General features: G+C 67.9%; 13 protein-coding genes. 3 read left to right on the top strand and 10 right to left on the bottom strand.

All coding sequences use genetic code 11. The features are described from left to right. Position 1: 1 nt before the first annotated feature. The 5 genes from KF709_06640 to KF709_06660 all read right to left on the bottom strand — a co-directional run bounded on the left by KF709_06640 (position 2) and on the right by KF709_06660 (position 5932). On the bottom strand, positions 2 to 937 hold the full coding sequence (locus KF709_06640; GenBank protein ID MBX3174072.1) for an MBL fold metallo-hydrolase: 936 nt from the start codon (positions 935 to 937) through the stop codon (positions 2 to 4). Position 938: 1 nt separating this feature from the next. After that, positions 939 to 3062: a S9 family peptidase gene (locus KF709_06645; protein MBX3174073.1), complete on the bottom strand. Its 2124-nt coding sequence runs from the start codon at positions 3060 to 3062 to the stop codon at positions 939 to 941. Positions 3063 to 3199: 137 nt separating this feature from the next. Next, positions 3200 to 4432, bottom strand: a complete 1233-nt coding sequence (locus KF709_06650; GenBank protein MBX3174074.1) for a hypothetical protein — start codon at positions 4430 to 4432, stop codon at positions 3200 to 3202. Positions 4433 to 4481: 49 nt separating this feature from the next. Continuing rightward, a complete protein-coding gene (locus KF709_06655) occupies positions 4482 to 5360 on the bottom strand; it encodes a hypothetical protein (GenBank protein ID MBX3174075.1) in 879 nt (292 codons plus the stop codon). A 41-nt stretch (positions 5361 to 5401) separates the two neighbouring features. Next, positions 5402 to 5932, bottom strand: a complete 531-nt coding sequence (locus KF709_06660) for a hypothetical protein (protein MBX3174076.1) — start codon at positions 5930 to 5932, stop codon at positions 5402 to 5404. A gap of 158 nt (positions 5933 to 6090) precedes the next feature. On the opposite strand from KF709_06660, the gene KF709_06665 reads away from it, so the two are divergent. Both KF709_06665 and KF709_06670 read left to right on the top strand, forming a co-directional pair. Beyond that, complete coding sequence (locus KF709_06665) at positions 6091 to 6669, top strand: hypothetical protein (protein ID MBX3174077.1); 579 nt, start codon at positions 6091 to 6093, stop codon at positions 6667 to 6669. Positions 6670 to 6711: 42 nt separating this feature from the next. After that, positions 6712 to 9900 (top strand): protein kinase, encoded by a 3189-nt coding sequence (locus tag KF709_06670; protein ID MBX3174078.1) that lies wholly within the window; start codon positions 6712 to 6714, stop codon positions 9898 to 9900. Position 9901: 1 nt separating this feature from the next. On the opposite strand, the gene ettA is transcribed toward KF709_06670, so the two are convergent. Together ettA and KF709_06680 are read right to left on the bottom strand one after the other, a co-directional pair. Then, complete coding sequence (gene ettA / locus KF709_06675; GenBank protein ID MBX3174079.1) at positions 9902 to 11569, bottom strand: energy-dependent translational throttle protein EttA; 1668 nt, start codon at positions 11567 to 11569, stop codon at positions 9902 to 9904. 75 nt (positions 11570 to 11644) lie between these two features. Then, positions 11645 to 12670, bottom strand: a complete 1026-nt coding sequence (locus KF709_06680) for a serine hydrolase (GenBank protein MBX3174080.1) — start codon at positions 12668 to 12670, stop codon at positions 11645 to 11647. A gap of 121 nt (positions 12671 to 12791) precedes the next feature. On the opposite strand from KF709_06680, the gene KF709_06685 reads away from it, so the two are divergent. Beyond that, positions 12792 to 13784, top strand: a complete 993-nt coding sequence (locus KF709_06685) for a succinylglutamate desuccinylase/aspartoacylase family protein (GenBank protein ID MBX3174081.1) — start codon at positions 12792 to 12794, stop codon at positions 13782 to 13784. 88 nt (positions 13785 to 13872) lie between these two features. Here KF709_06685 and KF709_06690 read toward each other — a convergent pair whose 3' ends face one another. From KF709_06690 to KF709_06700, 3 genes are read right to left on the bottom strand one after another with little or no spacing between them, the layout of a single operon-like run. Further along, entirely contained in the window at positions 13873 to 15450 is a 1578-nt protein-coding gene (locus KF709_06690; GenBank protein ID MBX3174082.1) for a hypothetical protein, read from the bottom strand. 11 nt (positions 15451 to 15461) lie between these two features. Continuing rightward, a complete protein-coding gene (locus tag KF709_06695; protein MBX3174083.1) occupies positions 15462 to 18581 on the bottom strand; it encodes a SusC/RagA family TonB-linked outer membrane protein in 3120 nt (1039 codons plus the stop codon). Between the two features lie 40 nt (positions 18582 to 18621). Next, positions 18622 to 20388, bottom strand: a complete 1767-nt coding sequence (locus tag KF709_06700) for a gamma-glutamyltransferase (protein MBX3174084.1) — start codon at positions 20386 to 20388, stop codon at positions 18622 to 18624. Positions 20389 to 20441 lie beyond the last annotated feature (53 nt).

Here is a 20441-nt window from a genome sequence, read left to right on the forward strand (position 1 = left end):
GTCAGTAGATCACGAGGTCGCGCGCCGACTGTAGCGGTCCTCGGTATCCGGCGGCGCGAAGCTCCGCCACGAGGCCGTCGTCATCGGTTCCCCAAAAGAGCTGATGGTAGACCAACAGCTGCCGCGCCTGCGCGCGCGTCGCAATCGTCGCCAGCTCCGTGGTGGAGGTGTGCGCCGTGAGGTGATAGCGCTGCCAGGCAGGAGGACGCGTCTGAAATCGCAGCGCCGAGTAGACCTCGTGGGCCAGGAGGTCGCATCCGTTGCAGGCCTCGATGACGGCGTCGCTGGCGCGCGTGTCACCGGAAATCACGATGCTGCGGTCGGGCGAGTCGAAGCGGTAGCCGAAGGCGACGGCCCAGTCGCCGTGCGGCACGGCAAAGGCGCGGACACGCACGTTGCCATCGTCGAACACGAGGCCGGGTTCGATCTCGGTGACCTCGACCTGCCATCCGGTCTCGTTCGCTGGCTCGAGTCCGTCGAGACGGTTGCGGATGTCCTCGCGGTAGGCGGCGAGGAGGTGTTCGACCATCGCCTTCGTGCCCGGCGGCCCAAAGATCCGCAGCGGTACCGTGCGCTCCAGCGTCCACGCGCTCAGCAGCACATCGGGGAGGCCCACCGTGTGGTCCGAGTGCAAGTGCGTCAAGAATAGCACGCGGAGGTTGGGCGGACTCAGCGCGTCGATGTTGTGCTCGCGCACCGCCGACGCCGCGCGCCGCACGATGCCGGGGCCGGCATCGACCAAGTACGAACGCTCGCCGCGTACCACCGCCAGTGCCGGTCCGCTGCGATCGGGATCCGCATTCGGGGTCCCGGTCCCGAGGACGACGAGCTGCAGCGGCTGCGCCGATGCCTTGGTCCCGAGAAGCAGCGTCGCGGTGGCGATGGCAATCACGAACGCGCGGCCGACGCATCGGCCCAGATGAATCAGGAGGCGCATATCACCGGTTCGGTTGAAGCATTCGCTCCAAGTACTCCGCAATTGCGGCATTGACTCGCCGCTGGTTCTCCCAGCGCATCCAATGGTGCGTGTCGTCTGGAATCAAGATCTCCTCGAACGGGACACCCTGCCGGCGGAGGCGCTGCACGAGGTCTACGGTCTGGCTCACCCGGACGTTTCGGTCGTCGTCGCCGTGGATGAGCAGCACCGGCGAGCGCCAGCTACCTACGGCAGAGACCGGCGACGAGTCCCAGGCGAGACGGGCCAGCGAGTCCATCTGTGCTTCGGAGCGCTCAAAGCGCCACGAGGTCCCGCCGAACCGGCTGCCGCCGTCCACCGTGAGGTCGTGTACGCCGTGGATGTCCACGCCGGTGGCAAAGAGTTGCGAGTCGCGACCGAGGGCGAGCGCCGTGAGGAATCCGCCGTAGGATCCGCCATAGATGGCGATGCGCGCGGGATCGACCGTCGGCAGGCCCCGCAAATACTGGCCCGCTGCCTTCACATCGAGATACTCACTGGCCCCCATCGCGCCGGCATTCGGCGGACGATGGAAGTCGAAGCCGTAGCCGATGCCCAGCCGATAGTTGATGGCCAGCACCACGAACCCGCGGCTCGCGAGGTACTGGTTCATCAGGTAGGCGTTCCAGTAGTAGTCGCCGTAGTGCCAACCCAGGAGCATCTGGCGCGGCGGACCGCCGTGCACGTAGACCACTGCCGCCCGTCGCGCGGGGCCGCCGGCCGGTGGTTCGAAGATCTGCGCATGCACGCGCACTCCGTCCGACGCCGTGTAGATGACCTGTCGTGGCGTCACCAGTCTCGCAGCCGGGAAGTCCGCCGGCACCTGGTTGTCTCCCACCCAGCGACGTGCTTGCCCGTCGAGCACGAATGGCACCGGTGCACGCTGCGGCGTCGCGCCGATGGCCGCGATCTTGCCGCTAGCCAACACCACTGGCGTCCATTCGAGTCCATCGCCCTGCGTGAGGACCTCGATGCCCGCTCGATCCACGGCAGCGCGTACGACGTGTCGACGGTCGATGTCCTCACGTGCGTGCCCGGTATTGCCCGAATAGAGTACGTGGCGCCCGTCCGGCGACATCGAGACGTGCTCGGCCATGTGCTCGCCCGGTGTCAGCAGGATGGGCGCGCTGCTCCCATCGAGGGGCATCGAGTACAGGTGTGGCCAGCCATCCTGGTAGCTGAGGAACACGATGCGATTCCCCGCCGCGATGTGCAGGTTCACGCCGCCCTGCGTGCTGGGCACGCTTCCCCGCGGCGTGGTGTCGCTCGTCCAGCGCTGCCGCGCCAGGCCCGTACTCGCATCGGCGACCCAGATGCTCCACGGATTCGCGTCCGGCCGGCGCGGATCGCTGGGTGGCCCACCAGCGCCGTGCCGTCGCGCGAACACCAGTTGTCGACCATCGCGCGTCCAGCGCGGGGACCAATCCCGATTTGTGCTGGGCGACACCCAGCGAATCGGCGTGTCCGCATTCATATAGATGCCTATGAAGGCGTGTGTCCCGCGGTTGGAGACGAAGGCGATGCGCGCGCCGTCGGGTGAGAACTGGGCATCCGCGTTGCTGCCGCGCAATTCGAACAGGCGCGTGGCGGGAGTCGACCCGTCGATTGGTGCGCGCCACAGCTGGCGGTTCCGCTGGAACACCACGACATCCGAGCGTGGAGAGATCACTGGGTTCTCGCCTTCGCCAAGCGACACCGGCGTACCGCCGTCGAACGGAACGGTCCAGACCTCCGTGCGCGAAGACGTCGGCATGCCGATGGGATTCACGGGCAGCGCGTCGTCCCAATTGGAGCCGAAGTCGCCGCCGCGCACGTAGACGACGTGGCGTCCGTCAGGGGAGATGCGCAGGCTGGAAATGGCCTGGCCGTCGTCCGCGATGTACCCGGTCAGGCGTCGCGCTTCAAACGCCGGCCCATCGGCGACCCACACATTGCGTTGTCCACGGGCATTGAGCGTCCACGCGATGCGCTCGCCCGCCGCCGTGAGCTCCGTGGGATACGGCGCGCCCATCACCTGCTCGAGCGAGAAGCCGCGACTCGCCTGCGCCAAGGCGGGCGAGGAAATCGCGATGGGCAGCAGACCGAGCAACAGACGCGTCACACGCATTGGGGCCTCGCACGACGGATGGGGGCGAACGAACGCCTCAATCGTATCGTACGAGGCCCCGCGCCGCGACCGACGCGGCTCGCGACGACGTCGAATCGCGCCGTCTGCCAGTCTCCTGACCCTATCGCACCCTGATCCTACTTCGAACCAAGCTCGCTCTTGGCGCCCGTGCCGTGCGCGACCAGCACCACGCTGAACGAGGCGTCGTCGCCGTCACCGGCCACCTGGTACTTGATCCATCCGCCCGGCACTGCATCCGTGAGCCACCAGCTCTGTCGCGCCCCTGCGCCGCCGAAACGCACGTGCTTGGCGCTGAAGCTGCCGGCGGGCGTACGAACCTGCTCGGTGCCGACGGTGGCGCCCTCGACGCTTTCCTTGGTGGGCCGGGACCCGAACATGCCCAGCGACCGCAACGTCGTCATCTGCTCGGGCACCATCATCTCGTTGGCCTCGGTCTCGCCGGGCATCCGTCCGCGCATCCGCACCAGCTGCTGCACGCCGTCACCCGCCGGCTTGAACAGCGCTTCCAGCACAATGGTGTCGGCGCGCGCCCGGCTACCGTCGCGGTAGGAGCTGACGCTCTTCATCCGCCACCATTCGCCACCGTCTTCTGTGCGTGAGAGGAATGCGCGTTCCATCATCCCCTTGTCATCGTCACCATTGCCGCCGACAATCTCCCAGCGCGTCCACTGGCCCGGCTCGTAGGGCGCATCGAAGACGCTGGCCCCGGTGCCATACATCAGGCTGAAGAGCTGGCCGATGTACATCCACGAGTAGTCGGCCGTCCACTGACCCGGCATCGGGCGCGCGCCGGCAGCACCGGCGCCGCCCACGGCGGCGATTGCATCCGCCACCGCGCGCATATCCGCGGAGGCACCGAAGAGACTCGAGAAGCGCTCACGCCGCGCGTCCACCGCGGCGAGCTCCGTGTCGCTGAGGCCAGCGCGGTCGCCAAAGGCGAAGATGCGCTCCAGCCGCGTCTTGAGTCGGCCGAACTGCTGGGAATTGAACCCGCTGCCGCTGGCGGCGTCCGCAGTGGCCTTGTCCAGCACCTCCTGCTTCTCCTTGGCAATGTCGGCCTCGGAGTTCGCCCCGCAGCGTGCGCGAATTCCCGCGCGGGCCGCGAGGCCACCCAGTCGGCTGCGCGTCGCGGAGCCGGCGGCCTCGAAGGCCGTCTTGCACTCCCGGAACTTGCGGATCTTCTCCTCGATCTCCGCAATGCGCGGTTCCGCGGCCTTGAGGTTCTCCTTCTCCGCGTCATACGCCGTGACGAAGCGGTCAAGGAGGTCGGTCGTGATGGCGTCCTGCGCAGGCAGGGGGCTCGCGGCGATGAGCGCGACGAGCAGGGTGCGAACGATGCGTGTTGGCATACGGCGCGACCTACGGTGGGGGGTGGTGCCAAGTTTCTGTCGGCACCCTTTATGGTAGCGCGCCTCGGTAGCGTTCGGCGAGTCGCCAGCTGAGCCCCACGCTCCAATCGGCGCTGGCCTCCGAAAGCCCGGCGCCAACCGTCACGAACACCGATTGCCCGCTCTCCAGGCGCCGGCCAAGCGCCACACCAACGGACGCCGGTGCGGCCAGATCGGGATGCACCGAAGTCGATGCGTAGGCCGCCAGCATGGCCGTCCACCTTCCTGAGGCGCCCAGCGTCCGGCCGACCGAGATGCTCGCGCTCGTGACGTCTCGCAGCGGGAGCTCTGGAAGGTCTCCCAGCACCCAATGGCTTAGCCCGACGCCGAGCAGTCCCTGGCCGATGTACGCCGTGGCGTCCACGCTTGCGCCGGCGTCGAGCTTGCCCGTGCCGATGCCGTCGGTGGGATCGGCAAGTGGAAGCTTCGCCGAGACCGACGCGTGGAGGCCGTAGCGATAGTCGTCGACCAGCACGGCCCGCGCCGAAACGATCGGATCGCCCACAAAGGTGCGATACGGTCCCGGCTCCTCGGCGAGCCCGGCCGAATCGATGAGTGCCGTGCGGTCGACTAGCACCCCTGCTCCACTGCCACCGCGCCGCAACGGCACGCGCTCGCCGCGCGAGCGGCCGTCCAGGGCGCCGGATCGCGGGCCACCGGTGGGCACCGGCTGTCCGCCGATGTAGGTGATGGCACCGCTATTCTGGATGAGCAGCGGCCAGTAGCCATCCAGGCCGAATCGGCCGGCGCTGAGCGATGCGCCAAGCGTGATGGTGTTCGAGAGGGTTGGCACGTCGAAGATGAAGCGGCCGCTGCTCGTCTGGGCAGCTGCGGAAACCGCGAACTCCTGCGCGAACGCAGGCGCGGACGCCAGCAGTATCGCCGTCATTCCCCAAGCGGCGAGGCACTGCTGGCATCCGGCCCGCCACGTCATGCTGGCGGCACCTGCGTCTGGGTCTGCGTGCGGGTTCGCACGCGTTCCATCAGCCCCAAGGCTCCCTCGAGATCATCGGCCATGCGCCGCAGGCGCGTCTGCAACTGCTCCATGTCGCGTTGCATGTCGCGGTCCTGTGCGAACTCGCGGTGCTGCATCATCTCGCGGGAGCGCTCGGCGAGCTGCCGCATCTGCTGGGCCTGCTGCTCGAGGCCTTCGCAGGTCCGCAGCATCAGCCGCTCGCGCTCGCTGACCTGCGCACGCGCCTGCAACTGCTGGCGTGCCGCCTCCGCAAGGCGTTGGGCCCGCTCCTGCAACTGCGTGGTGCGCTGCAGGGTCTCCTGCATGCGGGTCATCAGCCGCGTCTGCTGCGCGGTCTGTGCGGGATCCTGCGGGCGCGTGGCCGGCGGGACGCGCGGGGCCTGTTGGCCCTGGCCTCGCGTGGCCTGCGGGCTGAGCGGCGCGGCGACCAGCAGCAAGGCGGCCGCGGCAAGGCCGGTGGTCCGGCAGAACGGGGTGAGTCTCATCGTTTCCTCCTGCGCCCGAAGCGCCGTGCGCATGGGCGCGTTGCTGTGCATATCTATGTATGTGCATATCGTGTTGTTTCGCCATCGGATATCTTCCCGCTCAACCGTGGTGACAGTCCTTCAGCCTTTCCCTCACACTGCTCTCGGGAGTGGTCGGTATGCGCCGTCTCAGCACCGTTGTCGCGCTCGCCCTTGTTGGCACCATGCCGCTCAACGCGCAGTCGCACGATCACGCCACTCACGCGGCGGCAGCTCCGGCTACTCCCGCGGCCGCGCCACGTGAGGGCGGCCAGGCGGCGTTCGCAGCCATCGCGGAGATCGTGCGGATGCTCGATGCGGATCCGAACACGGATTGGTCGCAGGTGAACATCGAAGCCCTGCGCCAGCATCTCATCGACATGGACGAGGTCACGATGCGGGCAACGGTTCGCAGCGACGCAATCGACGGCGGCGCCGCGTTCTTGGTGCTGGGCGCGGGGCGTACGCTGGAGGCGATTCGTCGCATGACCGCGTCGCGCGCCGCCACCGGCACGCCAGACGGCTCCGTGGTGATGACGGCAACACCCGTGGACGGTGGCGTGCGGTTCACGGCGGTGGCGGGCAACCCGCGTGATGCGCGCGCAGTGGCGCGCATCCGCGGATTGGGCTTCATCGGCGTGGTGGCGCTCGGCGACCATCACGCCCCGCACCACCTGGGAATCGCCAACGGATCGATGACGGGGACGCACGGACACTAGACGCGCTGGCCCTCCCTGAGTGCGAGGGCCATATTCCCGCCCGTGAGTCCGCTTGGATCCGATGATCTCCGCCAGCGCCTGCAGACGGCGCTGGCCGGCAACTACGACATAGAGCGCGAACTGGGTGGCGGCGGCATGTCGCGCACCTACCTCGCCCGCGAGCGCGCCTTTGATCGCCGCGTTGTCGTCAAGGTGCTTGCACCAGAGCTGCTGGCCGGGCTCTCGGTGGAGCGCTTCCGGCGTGAGGTGCTGCTGGCGGCGCAGCTGCAGCACCCGCACGTCGTGCCCGTGCTCACCGCCGGCGACGTGGATGGCCTGCCTTGGTTCACGATGCCCTATGTGGACGGCGAGTCGCTGCGCCAGCGACTCGCGCAGGGGCCGATGGGCATCACCGAGGTCGTTGGCATCCTGCGGGATACAGCGCGTGCGCTGGCATACGCGCACGGACACGGCGTGGTGCATCGGGACATCAAGCCCGACAACGTGCTGATTTCGGCGGGCAGCGCGACCGTCACGGACTTCGGGATCGCCAAGGCCATCAGCGCCGCGCGCACGGGGGGCGAGGCGGCGAAGCCGGCGCTCACGATGACTGGCATGAGCATCGGCACGCCGACCTACATGTCACCCGAGCAGGCCGCGGGCGACCCCAATACGGACGCGCGCGCCGATCTGTACTCGTTCGGCACGATGGCATATGAGCTGCTGTCCGGGCGTCCGCCGTTCCACGGACTCTCGCCGGCCAAGCTGTTGGCCGCGCACCTTGGCGAGCGACCCGAGGATGTCCGTTCGCTGCGTCCCGACTGCCCGGATGCGCTGGCCGCGTTGGTGATGCAGTGTCTGGAGAAGGAGCCCGACGCACGTCCGCACGCGGCGAGCGACCTCACGCGCGTCCTCGACACGATTACCTCGAGTGGCGCGGCGGCCGCCGCGCCGAGCATTCTCGCCGGCGGGCGCATCCGACTCGGGCACGCGCTGGGCCTTTGGGCCGCCGCGACCACGCTCGTATCGCTGACGGCCTGGGCGGCGCGGGAGGTCATCGGACTGCCGGACTGGACGTTCCCCGGTGCCGTGGGAGTGATGCTGGCCGGACTGCCAGCCATCCTCGGGACCTGGTACGTGCAGAAGACGGTGCACCGCACCTATACGACCACACCGCAGCGGACGCCGGGTGGCGGCAGTTCTGTCGGCGCGCAGGGCACGATGGCGACGCTGGCGCTCAAGGCCAGCCCGCACATCTCGTGGCGTCGGACCTGGCTCGGCGGCGGCATCGCGGTCGGCGGCTTCGCGCTGGCCATCATCGCATTCATGGTGATGCGTGCGGCCGGCGTCGGCCCGTTCGCCTCGCTGCAGGGCGCGGGACGCTTCGGGGATCGCGAGACAATCGTTGTCGCGGACTTCCGCAGCCCATCCGACGACCCGTCGCTGGGACCGATTGCGGCCGAGGCGGTGCGCACGGACCTGGCGCAGTCATCGTCGCTCGACATCCTGTCGCGCGCGCAGCTGCGCGAGGCGATGGCGCGGATGCGCCGCGGGGAGGATTCGATCCTTCCGTTCGACGTGGCGCGTGAGCTGGCCACACGCGAGGGCGCCAAGGCCGTGCTCGATGGCGGGATTTCCAAGCTTGGCAACTCCTACGTGCTCACGGGGCGACTTGTCTCGGCGCTCGACGGCGAGGAGATGGCGACCTTCCGCGAGACCGCCTCCGGCGAGGACGACTTGTTGCCAGCGCTCGGGCGCCTGACAAAGGCCGTGCGCGCCAAGACGGGCGAATCGCTACGACGCGTGCGGCAGACGGACGAGCTGTCCCGCGTCACCACCTCGTCGCTGCCGGCGTTGCGGAAGTATGTCGAGGGCCTGCGGCAGATCGACGAGACCGGCAACTACATGCGCGGCATCGAGCTCCTGCAGGATGCCGTGGAGATCGACTCGTCGTTCGCGATGGCCTGGCGCAAGATGGCCGCCGAGTTGAACAACAACGGGCTGGATCCAGCCCGCGCCCGCGCCGCTGTCGAGGCGTCGTTTCGCCATCGGGACCGCCTGACTGAACTCGAGCGGTTGCTCACCGAGGGCTACTACTACACGAACGGCCCGCGGCAGGATCCGCAGCGCGCGCTCGACGCGTACCTCGCGGCGTCCCGGGTTCCGGGGGCGGGTGTCGCGGGCCTCAACAATGCGGCCGTCATTGCCTCTCGACGGCGAGACTACGAACTGGCCGAGCAGCTAGGCCGGCGGGTGATTGCCGGCGAGACCCGGTTCGCGAACGCGTGGACCAACCTGTTGGGCGCACTGATGGACAACGGCAAGATCGAGGCTATGGACTCGGTGCGCCAGGACATGCGGCAGAAGTTCCCAAACAGCGAGCGTCTCTGGCTGGCGGACCTCATGGTTGCTCGCGGCCACAATCGATTTGACGTGATGGACTCGATTGCGCGGAGCGTCGCCGCGTCCAATGGTTCCGCCTCCCAGCGGATCATGGCGTTTGGCGCCTCGGCGGGAGTTGCGCGCACCAGAGGCCGGCCCGAGGAGTCCGAGCGCTGGAGTGCCCGTCGCGCCGAGCTCATCACCGCGGGGCGGCCCAACCCCGCCATCCAGCTGGGGTTGAAGTTGCAGCACGCGGCCAATCAGGTCGCGGTGCTGCAGCGTCCTGCCGATGCGCGCGCGACCTTGGCGCGCGCGTTGCGCGACCACCCGCCGGCAGAGATGGATCCGGCGGAACGCCCGTGGGACATGATCCTGCGCCTTGCGACCCTGACCGGGGACAGCGCCCTCGCCCTGCGCGCGCACCGTGAGGCCAAGTTGCTGTGGGCGAACCTCGGTCCCGATTCCGCGGGTGTCGTGGCGTTTCTCGACGGACTGCTCGCCGGCGCGCGCGCGCAGTGGGGCGCAATGCTGTCGCGGGTTGGAGAGGCGGACCGGCTCCTGATGATCGACGAGTCGGAGTCGGCGGTCTGGCGAATCGTTGCGTTCGATAGACTCGGGAACAGCGACTCGTCGCTCGTGTGGCTCGAACGGTTCACGTCATTCATCGGGGACAACCCCGAACCCTATTCGCTGTTTGGAGCCCAGACCCACAAGCGGCTTGGCGAGCTGTACGAACAACGCGGCGACCGCGCAGGGGCCATCGCGCAGTACGAGCGCTTCGTGGACCTCTGGCGCGATGCGGAGCCTGCGCTGCAGCCGCAGGTGCGGGACGTGCAGGCGCGACTCACGCGCCTGCGTCCGCCCGGTTGAGCTAGCGTACCAACTTCTTGTACGCCAACCGATGTGGCTGGTCCGCGTCCGGCCCCTTCCGTCGTTTCAGGTCCTCGATGTACGAGCCGTAGTTGCCCTCGTACCAGACGACCTCGGAGTTGCCCTCGAAGGCCAGGATGTGCGTGGCCACGCGGTCCAGGAACCAGCGATCGTGCGAGATGATCACGGCGCAGCCAGAAAAGTCCAATAGCGCAATCTCCAGCGCGCGCAGCGTGTCGACGTCGAGGTCATTGGTCGGTTCGTCGAGCAACAGCAGGTTGCCGCCTTGCATCACGGTCTTGGCGAGGTGCAGACGGTTGCGCTCACCGCCCGAGAGGTTCGCCACGAGTTTCTGCTGGTCGGGCCCCTTGAAGTTGAAGCTCGACGCGTAGGCGCGTGAGTTGAGTTCGCGCTTGCCGACCATGATCTGCTCGCGGCCGCCGGAGATCTCCTCCCACAGCGTGCGCTTGCCTTCCAACGTGCGCTGCTGGTCCTGGTACGAGATGCTGACCGTCTCGCCGATCGTGAGCTCGCCGCCGTCGGGCTTCTCGAGGCCGTTGATCATGCGGAACAGCGTTGTCTTGCCGGCGCCATTGGGGCCGATGATGCCCACGATGCCCGCGCGCGGCAGGTCGAAGTTCAGGTCGTCGAAGAGCAGCTTGTCGCCGAAGGCCTTCTTGAGCTTCTTGCCGCGCACGACGTCGTTGCCCAAGCGCGGCGCCGGCGGGATGATGATCTCGTTTTGCATCACGCGATCGTTCTGTGCCTCGCTGGCCAGTTCCTCATAGGCTTGCAGACGTGCCTTGTTCTTGGCCTGCCGCGCGCGCGGTGCCATGCGCACCCACTCGAGCTCTCGCTGCAGCGACTTCTGTCGCGCGCTGGCCGCCTTCTCCTCCTGCGCCAGCCGCTGCTGCTTCTGCTCCAGCCAGCCGGAATAGTTGCCCTCGTAGGGCACGCCCTTGCCGCGGTCGAGCTCGAGGATCCACTTCGCCACGTTGTCGAGGAAGTAGCGGTCGTGCGTGATGGCGACGACGGTACCCGGGAAGCGCTCGAGGTGATGTTCGAGCCAGGCCACCGACTCGGCGTCCAGGTGGTTGGTCGGCTCGTCGAGCAACAGCATGTCCGGCTCCTCGAGCAGCACCTTGCAGAGCGCCACGCGGCGCTTCTCGCCACCGGAGAGATGCGTCACCGCGGAATCCGACGGTGGCAGGCGCAGGGCGTCCATCGCCACGTCGATCTTGTTGTCGAGGTTCCAGAGGTCGTGCTGGTCGATGTACTCCTGCAGCTTGGCCTGCCGCTCCATCAGCTTGTCGAAGTCCGCGTCGGGCTCGGCGAACTGCGCGGAGATCGCGTTGAACTCATCGAGCGCCTTTCGCTGCTCCTTGACCGCGAGCTCGACGTTGCCGCGCACGTCCAGCGACTCATCGAGCTCGGGCTCCTGCGGCAGGTAGCCGATCCGCGTGCCCTTGTGGGCCCAGGCTTCGCCTTGGAATTCGTTGTCGATGCCGGCCATGATGCGCAGCAGCGAAGACTTGCCCGCACCGTTGGGACCCAGCACGCCGATCTTCGCGCCAGGATAGAAGGACAGCCAGATATCGTCGAGGATGATGCGGGATGGGGGGACGACCTTCTTGAGTCCCTTCATCACATAGATGAATTGCGGAGCCATGCTGTTTACGACGAAGGATGGAGGATGGAGGATGGAGGCAACTGCCACGACAGTCGCTTCCTACGGCGATCGCGGCTACTCGCGAATCGCGCCGGTGAGCAGCCCGAGGAAGCGGGCGTCATCAAACTGCGGCCCGACGCTGTTGCCGAAGCGCACGACAACCATGTTGCGCGACGGGATGATGTACAGGCGCTGCTTGAAGGCGCCGGCGGCGGTGACCATGCCCTCGAGGCCGGGCACGGTCTCCATGGCGCCAAAGTTGTTGCGCAGCTGGCGGATCTCGCCGCGCAATGAGTCACTGATCGGCACGTTCAGCCACCAGGTCAGCCCGTAGGCCGGATTGGCCTCGGTGCCGCGCAGCATCTCGGCCACGCCCTCGCGCGGCAGCACCTGCGTGCCATTCCACTCGCCGCCACGACGGATCAGCTCACCAAACTTGGCCCACTCACGCGCGTTGAGATAGGCGCCCGATGGCAGCTGCGGCTGGCCCTGCGTGAGGCCGCGCCAGAACCCGGTGCGAATGCCGACGGGGTCCAGGATGCGGCGCTTCAGATAGGCGCCGACGGTCTCGTTGCGCGGCGCCAGCTTCCGGCGCAACAGCTCGCCGAAGATCTGGAACGGTGCCGCCCCGTACTGGAACCGCTCCCCAGGAGCCGCCGACACCTGCGCCGTGATGGACTCGGCGTAGCTGGGCGGATCGAGGTTGAGCTGTCCCTCGACGCCGCTCGTGAGCGTGAGGAGTTGGCGAATCGTGATGCCGTTGCGCGATGGATCGCGCGACCACTCGTGGAGTGTGTTGGCCACCGGCTCGTCCAGCGAGAGCAAGCCATCGGCCTGCGCCGCGATGGCCAGCGCGCCGGCGAAGCTCTTGGTGCCGCTGGCCAGCAGGTGCGTGCGCGCCGGCGACGTGTTTCGCGGATACTGCTCGAACACCACCTTGCCGTCGATCATCACGAGCACGGCGTCGCCGCGTTCCTCCTCGGAGTAGTCGGCGGCGCGCGTGTACGCGGTGCTCGCTTGCGCGCCAAGCGCTGGCGTGAAGGCCGCAAGAACGAACGCGGCCGCCACATACATTGAAGGGATGCGAATCAGTCGTTCCATACTCCGTCCAAATATCGCTCCGGGGCCTCGGTTCACGACACCCGCAGCCGAGGGGCGTGCTCGGCCTTCGGCAGCCGCGCCGCTGAGGGCCCGCCGACACGCCCTCGTCTTCGTCGCCGTGGTGGCGATTGCCGGCCTGCTGCAGACGTCCTGCACCGGCAGCGACGCTGCGCTCGACCCTGATTTCCCGCTGAGCATTGTCGTTGGCGACCGACCCGGTCCCACGGTCGCCCTCGTGGCCGGCGTACACGGCGGAAAGGTCGCGGCCGTGCACGCCGCCGAGTCGCTGGCCGTGCTGCTGCCCGGGCGCATCCGGACCGGACGCGTGCTGATCCTGGCACCGGCCAACGTGGCGGGCTTCCGCGCCGGCCTCGCCCAGATGAGTCCGCTCGACAGCCTGAACCTCAATCGCATCTTCCCCGGCGACAGCGCCGGCACCCCGACCCAGCGCTTGGCCGCGCGAATCATGCGCGATATAGTCGCGAAGAGCGACTATCTGGTGGATATCCATGGGTCCGACGGGGAGGAGTCGGTGGGATCGTTCGCCTACGCAGCGCGACCCGGCCTCAATCCACGTGTGGACTCTCTCGCGCGGTGGATGGCCGAGCGTTGGGAGGTGGAAAGTATTGTGTGGGACCAGGGCGGGCCGCGCTTACTCGCAGAGTCTCGTTTCCTGCAGACCGCCGCGCATCTCTCGGACGTGCCGGCCATCACTGTCTTCGAACCGGGCGCCACGCAAGAAAGTCCCGTTGCGACGGCGCGATTCGTCCAAGGCAGCCTGCGGCTGCTCGCCGCACTCGGCGTGGTGGATTCCGGCCTCGCTGACTGGCGCGGCGGGCGCGCGGGCGAGAATCGCAACATGAGACAGGTCCTCGACGCGCGCCTCGTCCTCTCTGACTCCGGCGCGGGTCGATGGCAGCCGCGGACGCGCGCGGACGCCTGGGTGAGTCCCGGAGACTTGTTGGGTACCTGGCGCAACGCGGCGGGCCAGGAAAGCCAGTTGCGTGCTTCGCGCGCCGGCGTGGTGCTTCACCTGCGGCACGGCGGTGAGCTCCCAGCCCGCACTCCGCTCGTCATTCTCGGACTGCGGCAGGGCGACGACCTTTCACCTTGAGCGTCCGATCGGGGCACAATGGCCACGGGGTGGCGGCGAGGCCTTGCCTCGCCGCCACCCCGTGGCGTTCCCGGCCTATGCTGGAACGCTAGGGACAGCGCGCCAACGCGACCGGGCAGGCCTCTCCGTTCGGCGCCGGCGCCGAGGACGGCGCGCCGATACCACCGAAGGTGTAGTTGGTCAGCTGCAGGGTCGCGAGCTCGGAGCCGGGAATCGGCAGGTGCAGTGGCGTGCCCTCGGGCAGGGTCTGCCAGCCACGCGCATCGAAGAACGCGGTGACACCATCCACGCCGATGCCTTCGATCCCCTTCTCGTAGCGCAACGCGTCCCACAGACTGCCGCAGGCGCCGTTCAGCTTGCGCGGTACGCAACCCGCGACATCCGGCGGCCCATCGATCGTGACGTCGGGCAGCTGGCCATTGGCCGTGCGTGTGGCGTTGATCAGCGGCACCGCGAGCGCGGCGTTGCCCCCGCGGATGTGCGCCTCGGCGCGCAGCAGGTTCATCTCCGAGACCAGCACGGCGGGCATCGGGCTGTCCTGCCAGCTGGTGCCCAAGCCGTAGCGGTGGATGTAGTACCAGGAATAGCGGTACGTCCCGCGGCTCGCGGCGAAGATGTTGTTGAGGTTGTAGCCCATGTACGAACCGGGCGTGGCGGGCCCACCGGCACCTTGAATGCGACGGTCCTGCGTCCGCATCTGGAAGGCCACGCGGCTGTTCAACTCCGTATTCACCCAATTGACGAACCCGTTGGTTGAGTCGGCAGGACCGATCAACCAATAGTTGGGCCGCCCGAAGTCGGATGGGCGCGAGGCCGTACGCACGCGCGCGGTCAGACGCTTCCAGTCGTCCCAGATGATATCCACCTGGCCAATCGGCGCGAAGTCCGTGACGATCCCGGCGTCCAGGCGCGTGATGACACCTGGCCAGTTCACGGCCGCCCGCTCGGCGGGCGTGCGCGCCGAGTAGACCATCAGTTTGGCGATGAACGAGTTGGCGAGGCGCACGAACTCGTCCCGCGTCATGGCCGTATAGAACCACCCGTCGGCCGGGAACGAGAAATCGGCGCCACCGGCGATCGTGATGGCCTCGTCCAGCATCGCGATGGCCGCCGCGGTGACTTCCGTGTACGGCCGCGGATTCGGCACCGTGAGCGTATCGAGGTCGAGGTCCTCGTCGGCAATGAACGCCTGGTCGAAATAGAGACCCAGGTAACCGTGCGCGACGCCCTGCATGAACTTGGCGAAGGCACGTGCGCGGAGGGTCTGCGTGGCGTCGCCGATGGTCAGGCCCTCGTCAAACGCACTGAGGGCGTCGGTCACCGCCGAGTTCGTGCGATACAGGGTGAACCAGGGCAGTTCGTTGACGTTGCGCCGGGCGTTGGCCGGACTGTTGTTCCAGGAGCCTCGTGGTTCGGCCGAGGTCTCGAGCTGGCCGAAGTCGGCGAAGCCCGAGGTGAACTCACGCGCCATGGTCGAAAACGCCCACGAGGGGTAGTCGTCGTGCCCCGCCACCTGCCACCAGGTGCGGAAGGAACTGGCCACCACCGTTTCAGTGGCGAACGGGTCCGCCGTCGCACGACTGCGATCCGGCAGGTTGGGATTCGTGACGTCGAGATCCAGGCAGGCGCTGGTCGCGAGCACGAGGATCAAAGACAGCTTTCGCATGGGATCCTCGATCAGAAGTTGAGGGTGACGGCAGTCGTGAACGTGCGATAGCGCGGGTAGTCGAAACTGTCGAGCCGCACGATCGTGCCACCGACCTCGGGGTCGTAGCCCTTGTACTTGCTCCAGGTGAGCAGGTTGCGGCCAATCAGCGAGATGGACGCATCGCGGATGCCGAGGCCGCCGGCCATGCCGAGGATGCGCGCCGGCACGCGATAGCGCACTGACACCTCGCGCAGCTTCACGAAGCCGTTGTTCTCCACGAAGTAGTCGCTCGGGCTGTTGGCCGCGTACAGCGCGACGTAGTACTCGATGGTCTTCTTGAGCTCTTCCGGGCGTCCAGCCTGGTCCACGTCGCCGGAGCGCGCCCACTGATACATCCGCTGGTTGGTCTGGTTGTAGGCGTTGCCGCCCACCTGCACGTCCACGAGGGCAAAGAAGTCCCAGTTCTTCCAGGTGACGTTGTGGTTCATGCCCCAGCGGAAGCGCGGATTGCCATCGCCGATCTGCACGAGGGCGTTCGACCCCGTCGAGTCGAGCAGGGCAATCGGCAGGCCCCACCCGTACGTGCGGCCGTCGATCGTCGCCGAGGTGCCCCAGCCCGTCGGATCCGCGCCGTCGCGATAGGTCTTGCCAGCGCCAACCCAGACCAGGAGGCCTTCGTCGTTCACGTCGAACTCGGCGGCCGAGGCCTGCGCGGCGAGCGGGAGTTCCTCCACGCCCTTGATCCAGCGGAAGCCGTACATCGCGCCCATCGTGACCCCGGCGCAGCGGTACGCGATCGTGTTGGTGACGAAGCACGAGCGATCGAACTCGCTCACGCGATTGCGCGTGCGGTCGAACACGAGGCCGGCCCGCCAGCTGAACTGTGGCGTGCGGTAGATCTGCGCCTCAAGCGTCGCCTCCCAGGTGTTGCCGGTCAGGGTGCCGGCGTTCTGCCACTGCGAGCTGTAGCCGAAGAAGCCGGCCAGCGGGATCTGGATCAGCTGGTCCTGGACCTCGGTGTCGATGTAGCTGAGCTGCAGTGAGTAGCGGTCGCGGAAGATGGCGTCGAAACCAATCTCGGTTTCCGTGGCCAGCTCCGGCCGAAGTGCTGCGTTGCCGAGGTTCTGCTTCTCGACGCCACCGGCCGCCGTGAACGTGAACGTCTCGTAGTGGTCGTTGAAGCTTGGGCGTCCGCCGGCGGTCCCGCGCGAGGCACGTAGCTTGAACTCGCCGATCTGCGGGAACATCCACCACGACTCCTCGGCCATGCGCCAGGCGCCGCTGAAGCGATAGTAGGTGTTCCAGCGCTCCTCGGGTCCGAACAACGAGCTGCCGTCGCGGCGCACCAGCGCGTCGCCGATGTACTTGCCCTGATAGTCGGCGCCGGCGGTGACAAAGAAGCCGAGCGCCTCAATCATTTCCTGCGTGCTCGACACGAAGCGCGTGCGCGCGTTGTCGAGACTCTTCACGCCGGGCACGGCGAGGTCCTGGCCCTCGGCGTCCGTGACCTGGTTGTCCTCGCGCTCGAGCAGCCAGCGCGCGGTGGAGCGCAGGGTGAAGTCGCCGAACTGCTTCAGGGCATTGGCGCTGACCGAGGCATTCACCGCCGTGGTGGTGCCGGTGAGCTGGCTGATCTCACCGATGCCGCCGGTGGGGAAGCCCTCGGTCTTCAGGCCGCGGTCGAGGAAGAAGTTCACGCGCCGGTCCGAGCGGTCATAGCTGAGGTTGGCGTCGAGCGTCAGCCAGCCCAAGGGCACGTAGCGGCCCTCGACAGATCCCATCGTGCGCGCGCGGCGACGACGATTCTGCTCCGTCGCCAACACGTACAACGGGTTCTCCTCACGGCCTTCCGGGTCGCCCTGGAACAGGAACGGCGTGCCATCCGGGTCCGGCGTGCGCAGGTCCACGTCCGGCGCCTGATTGATGAGGTCGAAGAACGTGTCGCCGTAGAGCTCCTGGCGGTTCGAGACGCTGTGGTAGCCGCTGACGGCGAACGAGAAGCGATCGTTGGGCCGGTGGTCGAGGTTCAGCCGCATATCCCGCTGCGAGAACCGGCCACTGTTGAGCACCACGCCGTCCTCGGCGTTGTCCACGATCGAGAAGAACCAGTTGGTCCGCGCGTTGTTCTGCGCGATGCTCAATGAGTTCTTGGCAAAGTTGCCAGGGTCGAAGAACCGGTTGACCTGGTTGTAGATGGGATCGCGGTAGGTCTCGTCTTGGAACCGCAGGTGCACGGGCTTGGCCACGCGCGCCGTGCGCGGCACGACGGCCATCGCGCCGTCCACGTACTCCCCATTCGCGTTCACCGAATAGAAGTGATTCTTGGCCCAGTTGATCTGGCCATTGAGCTCGCTGCTGCCGAACTCGCTGCGCAACTGGAACTGCGTCGCTCCTTCGACGAGGCCGGCGCCGCGCTTCGTGCGGATCTGGATCACGCCGGACTGGGCGCGCGAGCCGTAGAGCGAGGCGGCCGCCGCGCCCTTGATCACTTCAATGCTCTCGATGTCCAGCGCCTCGAGATCCGCGCTGGCGGCGCCAAAGCTCTGGCTCTGGATCACGCCGTCAATCACGATCAAGGGACTGTTGGACTTGTTGATGGACGTCGGCGTGCGGAGCATGATGTTGGTGCCGCTGCCCGGCTGCCCCGGGGGCACCACCGTCACGCCGGCGATCTTGCCTTGGATGGACTCCAACGCGTTGCCCGCAGGCACCGGCAGGTTGTCGGCCTCCACGCGCCCTACGGTGAACGGCACGCGCGTGCCGCTGGTCGGGTCCACGACGCCGGTGGCGACGATCGCCTCGAGATTCAGCACCGTCGGCTTCAGCGTCAGGTTCACCGTCACCGTGGCGCCGGCTTCCACCACCACGTTGCGCTGCACGGTCGGCTGGTAGCCGATGCGCCGGGCGTCGAGCGCTTGCGTTCCCACGGGCACGCTGGGCAACAGGTAGCGCCCGGCCTCGTCCGTCGTTGTCGCCAACCGCGTACCCGCCACCGCCACCTGCACGCTGGCGATCGGCAGGCCGGTCATCGAGTCGGTCACGATGCCCGTGATGCGACCCGTGGTCTGTGCGGCCAGCGCGGACGCCTGGCCCAACACGCCGAGCATCGCGAGGCCGATGAGCCTGGCGATGCAACGGGATCCCTCCATAACGCCTCCGTGGGAGTGATGTGTGACTGCGGAGACTGCGCTACTGCCTGACTGCAATACCGTCGCGACGGGGGTCCGCGACACCAATTCGCCGGCCGTCGGGCCGGACGAGAATCGCGTGCACACCGCCAAACTGGATGTCCGCCGTGCGGCTCAGCGGGCGATACCCACGCGTCACTAGCGCCGCGTAGACGTCGGGATCGAACCCAGGCTCCACCTCCACGTCACGTCGGAGGTGGTTGGGCTGGATGCGCGGCGCCGAGATGGCGCGGAAGGGATCCTCCCCAAACGCCAGCACCCGCAGGGTGACCTGCGTGATGGCGGGCTGGATGTACTGCGAGCCCGCCGCACCGATGACCAAGCGCACCCCTGCACCGTCGAGCAACAGCGCCGGCGCGATCGTGGAGTTGGCCACCCGACGCGGGCCGCGTGTACGATCGTCGAGATTGCCCGCACTTGAGTTCAGGAAGAATCCATCTGTGTAGACGCCAGACCCGAAGAGCACGCCGACCGTGGTCGTGGCGGACACGGCGTTTCCTTCGGCATCCACAACGGCGAGGTGCGAAGTGAGGCTTGTCGCGTCCGCGGACTCGCCGCTGCCAGGCAGGTCGCTCGTCCCGCGCACAGCGGCGGCACGCGGATACGCCGCGCAGCTGCCCGCTGCCTGCGTAGTCTCGTACGGCCAAGGGTCACCGATCGCCATCGTGTCGGCCACGGGGCCGGCAGCCACTCGCATGCGATCGCGCGCATACGCCGCGCTGGCAAACCCCAACGCTGGCACCGCCATCACATCGGGATCGCCGCGCCACCACCGTGCGTCGGACTGCACGGCCCGGATCGCATCGGTGAGACCCGCCACCGCCGCGGGCGCACGCGACAAGCCTGTGGAGGCGGTGACGCCCATCGCCTCGGCGAGTTGCAGCATCGCCAGCAACGGAGCGCCACCCATCGGGGGCGGCGGTGCGAGCACCGTGAGCCCACGCCACTCGCCGCACAGCGGAGGCACGTCCGTCACGCGATACTCGGCGAGGTCGGCGGCGGCAATCAGTCCGCCCGCAGCCTGCACCTTCTCCGCCAAACGCACCGCTACACCACCGCTGTAGAACGCCGTTGGTCCATTTGACGCGATGGCGCTGAGCGTGGAGGCCAGCATCGGTTGCACCAGTCGGTCGCCCGGCCGTAGCGGTTCGCCATCGGGCAACAGCAGCGCCGTGGCCGCGGGATCCGACTCCAGCCGACGTCGGGCCGAGCTGATGGTGCGGGAGAGCAGCGGTGTCACCACGAATCCATCGCTCGCCAAGCGAATCGCTGGCGCCATCACCGCTTCGCGCGGGAGTCGTCCGAAACGTGCGTGCGCCTCGAGCAGCCCGGCGACCATCCCCGGCACTCCGGCCGCGCGCCCTGCGGGCGCCTGCGCGCCCTCCGACAAGGTGTCCGCCCAGCGGGCGTCCGCGCCGGTGCGCGGATAGAACTGCAGATGCTGCGCACGTCGGGCACGCGCGTCGTAGGCAATCAAGACGCCGCCGCCGCCGAGTCCCGTCTGGGAGATATCCGTGACCGAGAGCGCGAAAGCGACGGCGACAGCAGCGTCGGTCGCGTTTCCGCCGCGCCGCAGAATCTCTGCACCGGCCGCGGCGGCCTCTGGCGTGGAGGCCGCAACCATTCCGGCGGGTCCCTCGGCGCGCTTGCCGGGCGCCGCTACCAGATCATCTGGCGTGACACGCGGGCCGCCGCACGCGAGGACGGCGACTGCAAGCAGGCAATGCCACACCCAGTCCGCGCCTCGAGCGCGCCGCGTCGCCGTCATTGACGGGAGAATGTGCTGGCCGGGCGCGGCGCACAAGAGGGTTCGATTCGTCA

The organism is Gemmatimonadaceae bacterium (assembly GCA_019637445.1).
In the GTDB taxonomy this organism is placed as follows: domain Bacteria; phylum Gemmatimonadota; class Gemmatimonadetes; order Gemmatimonadales; family Gemmatimonadaceae; genus Pseudogemmatithrix.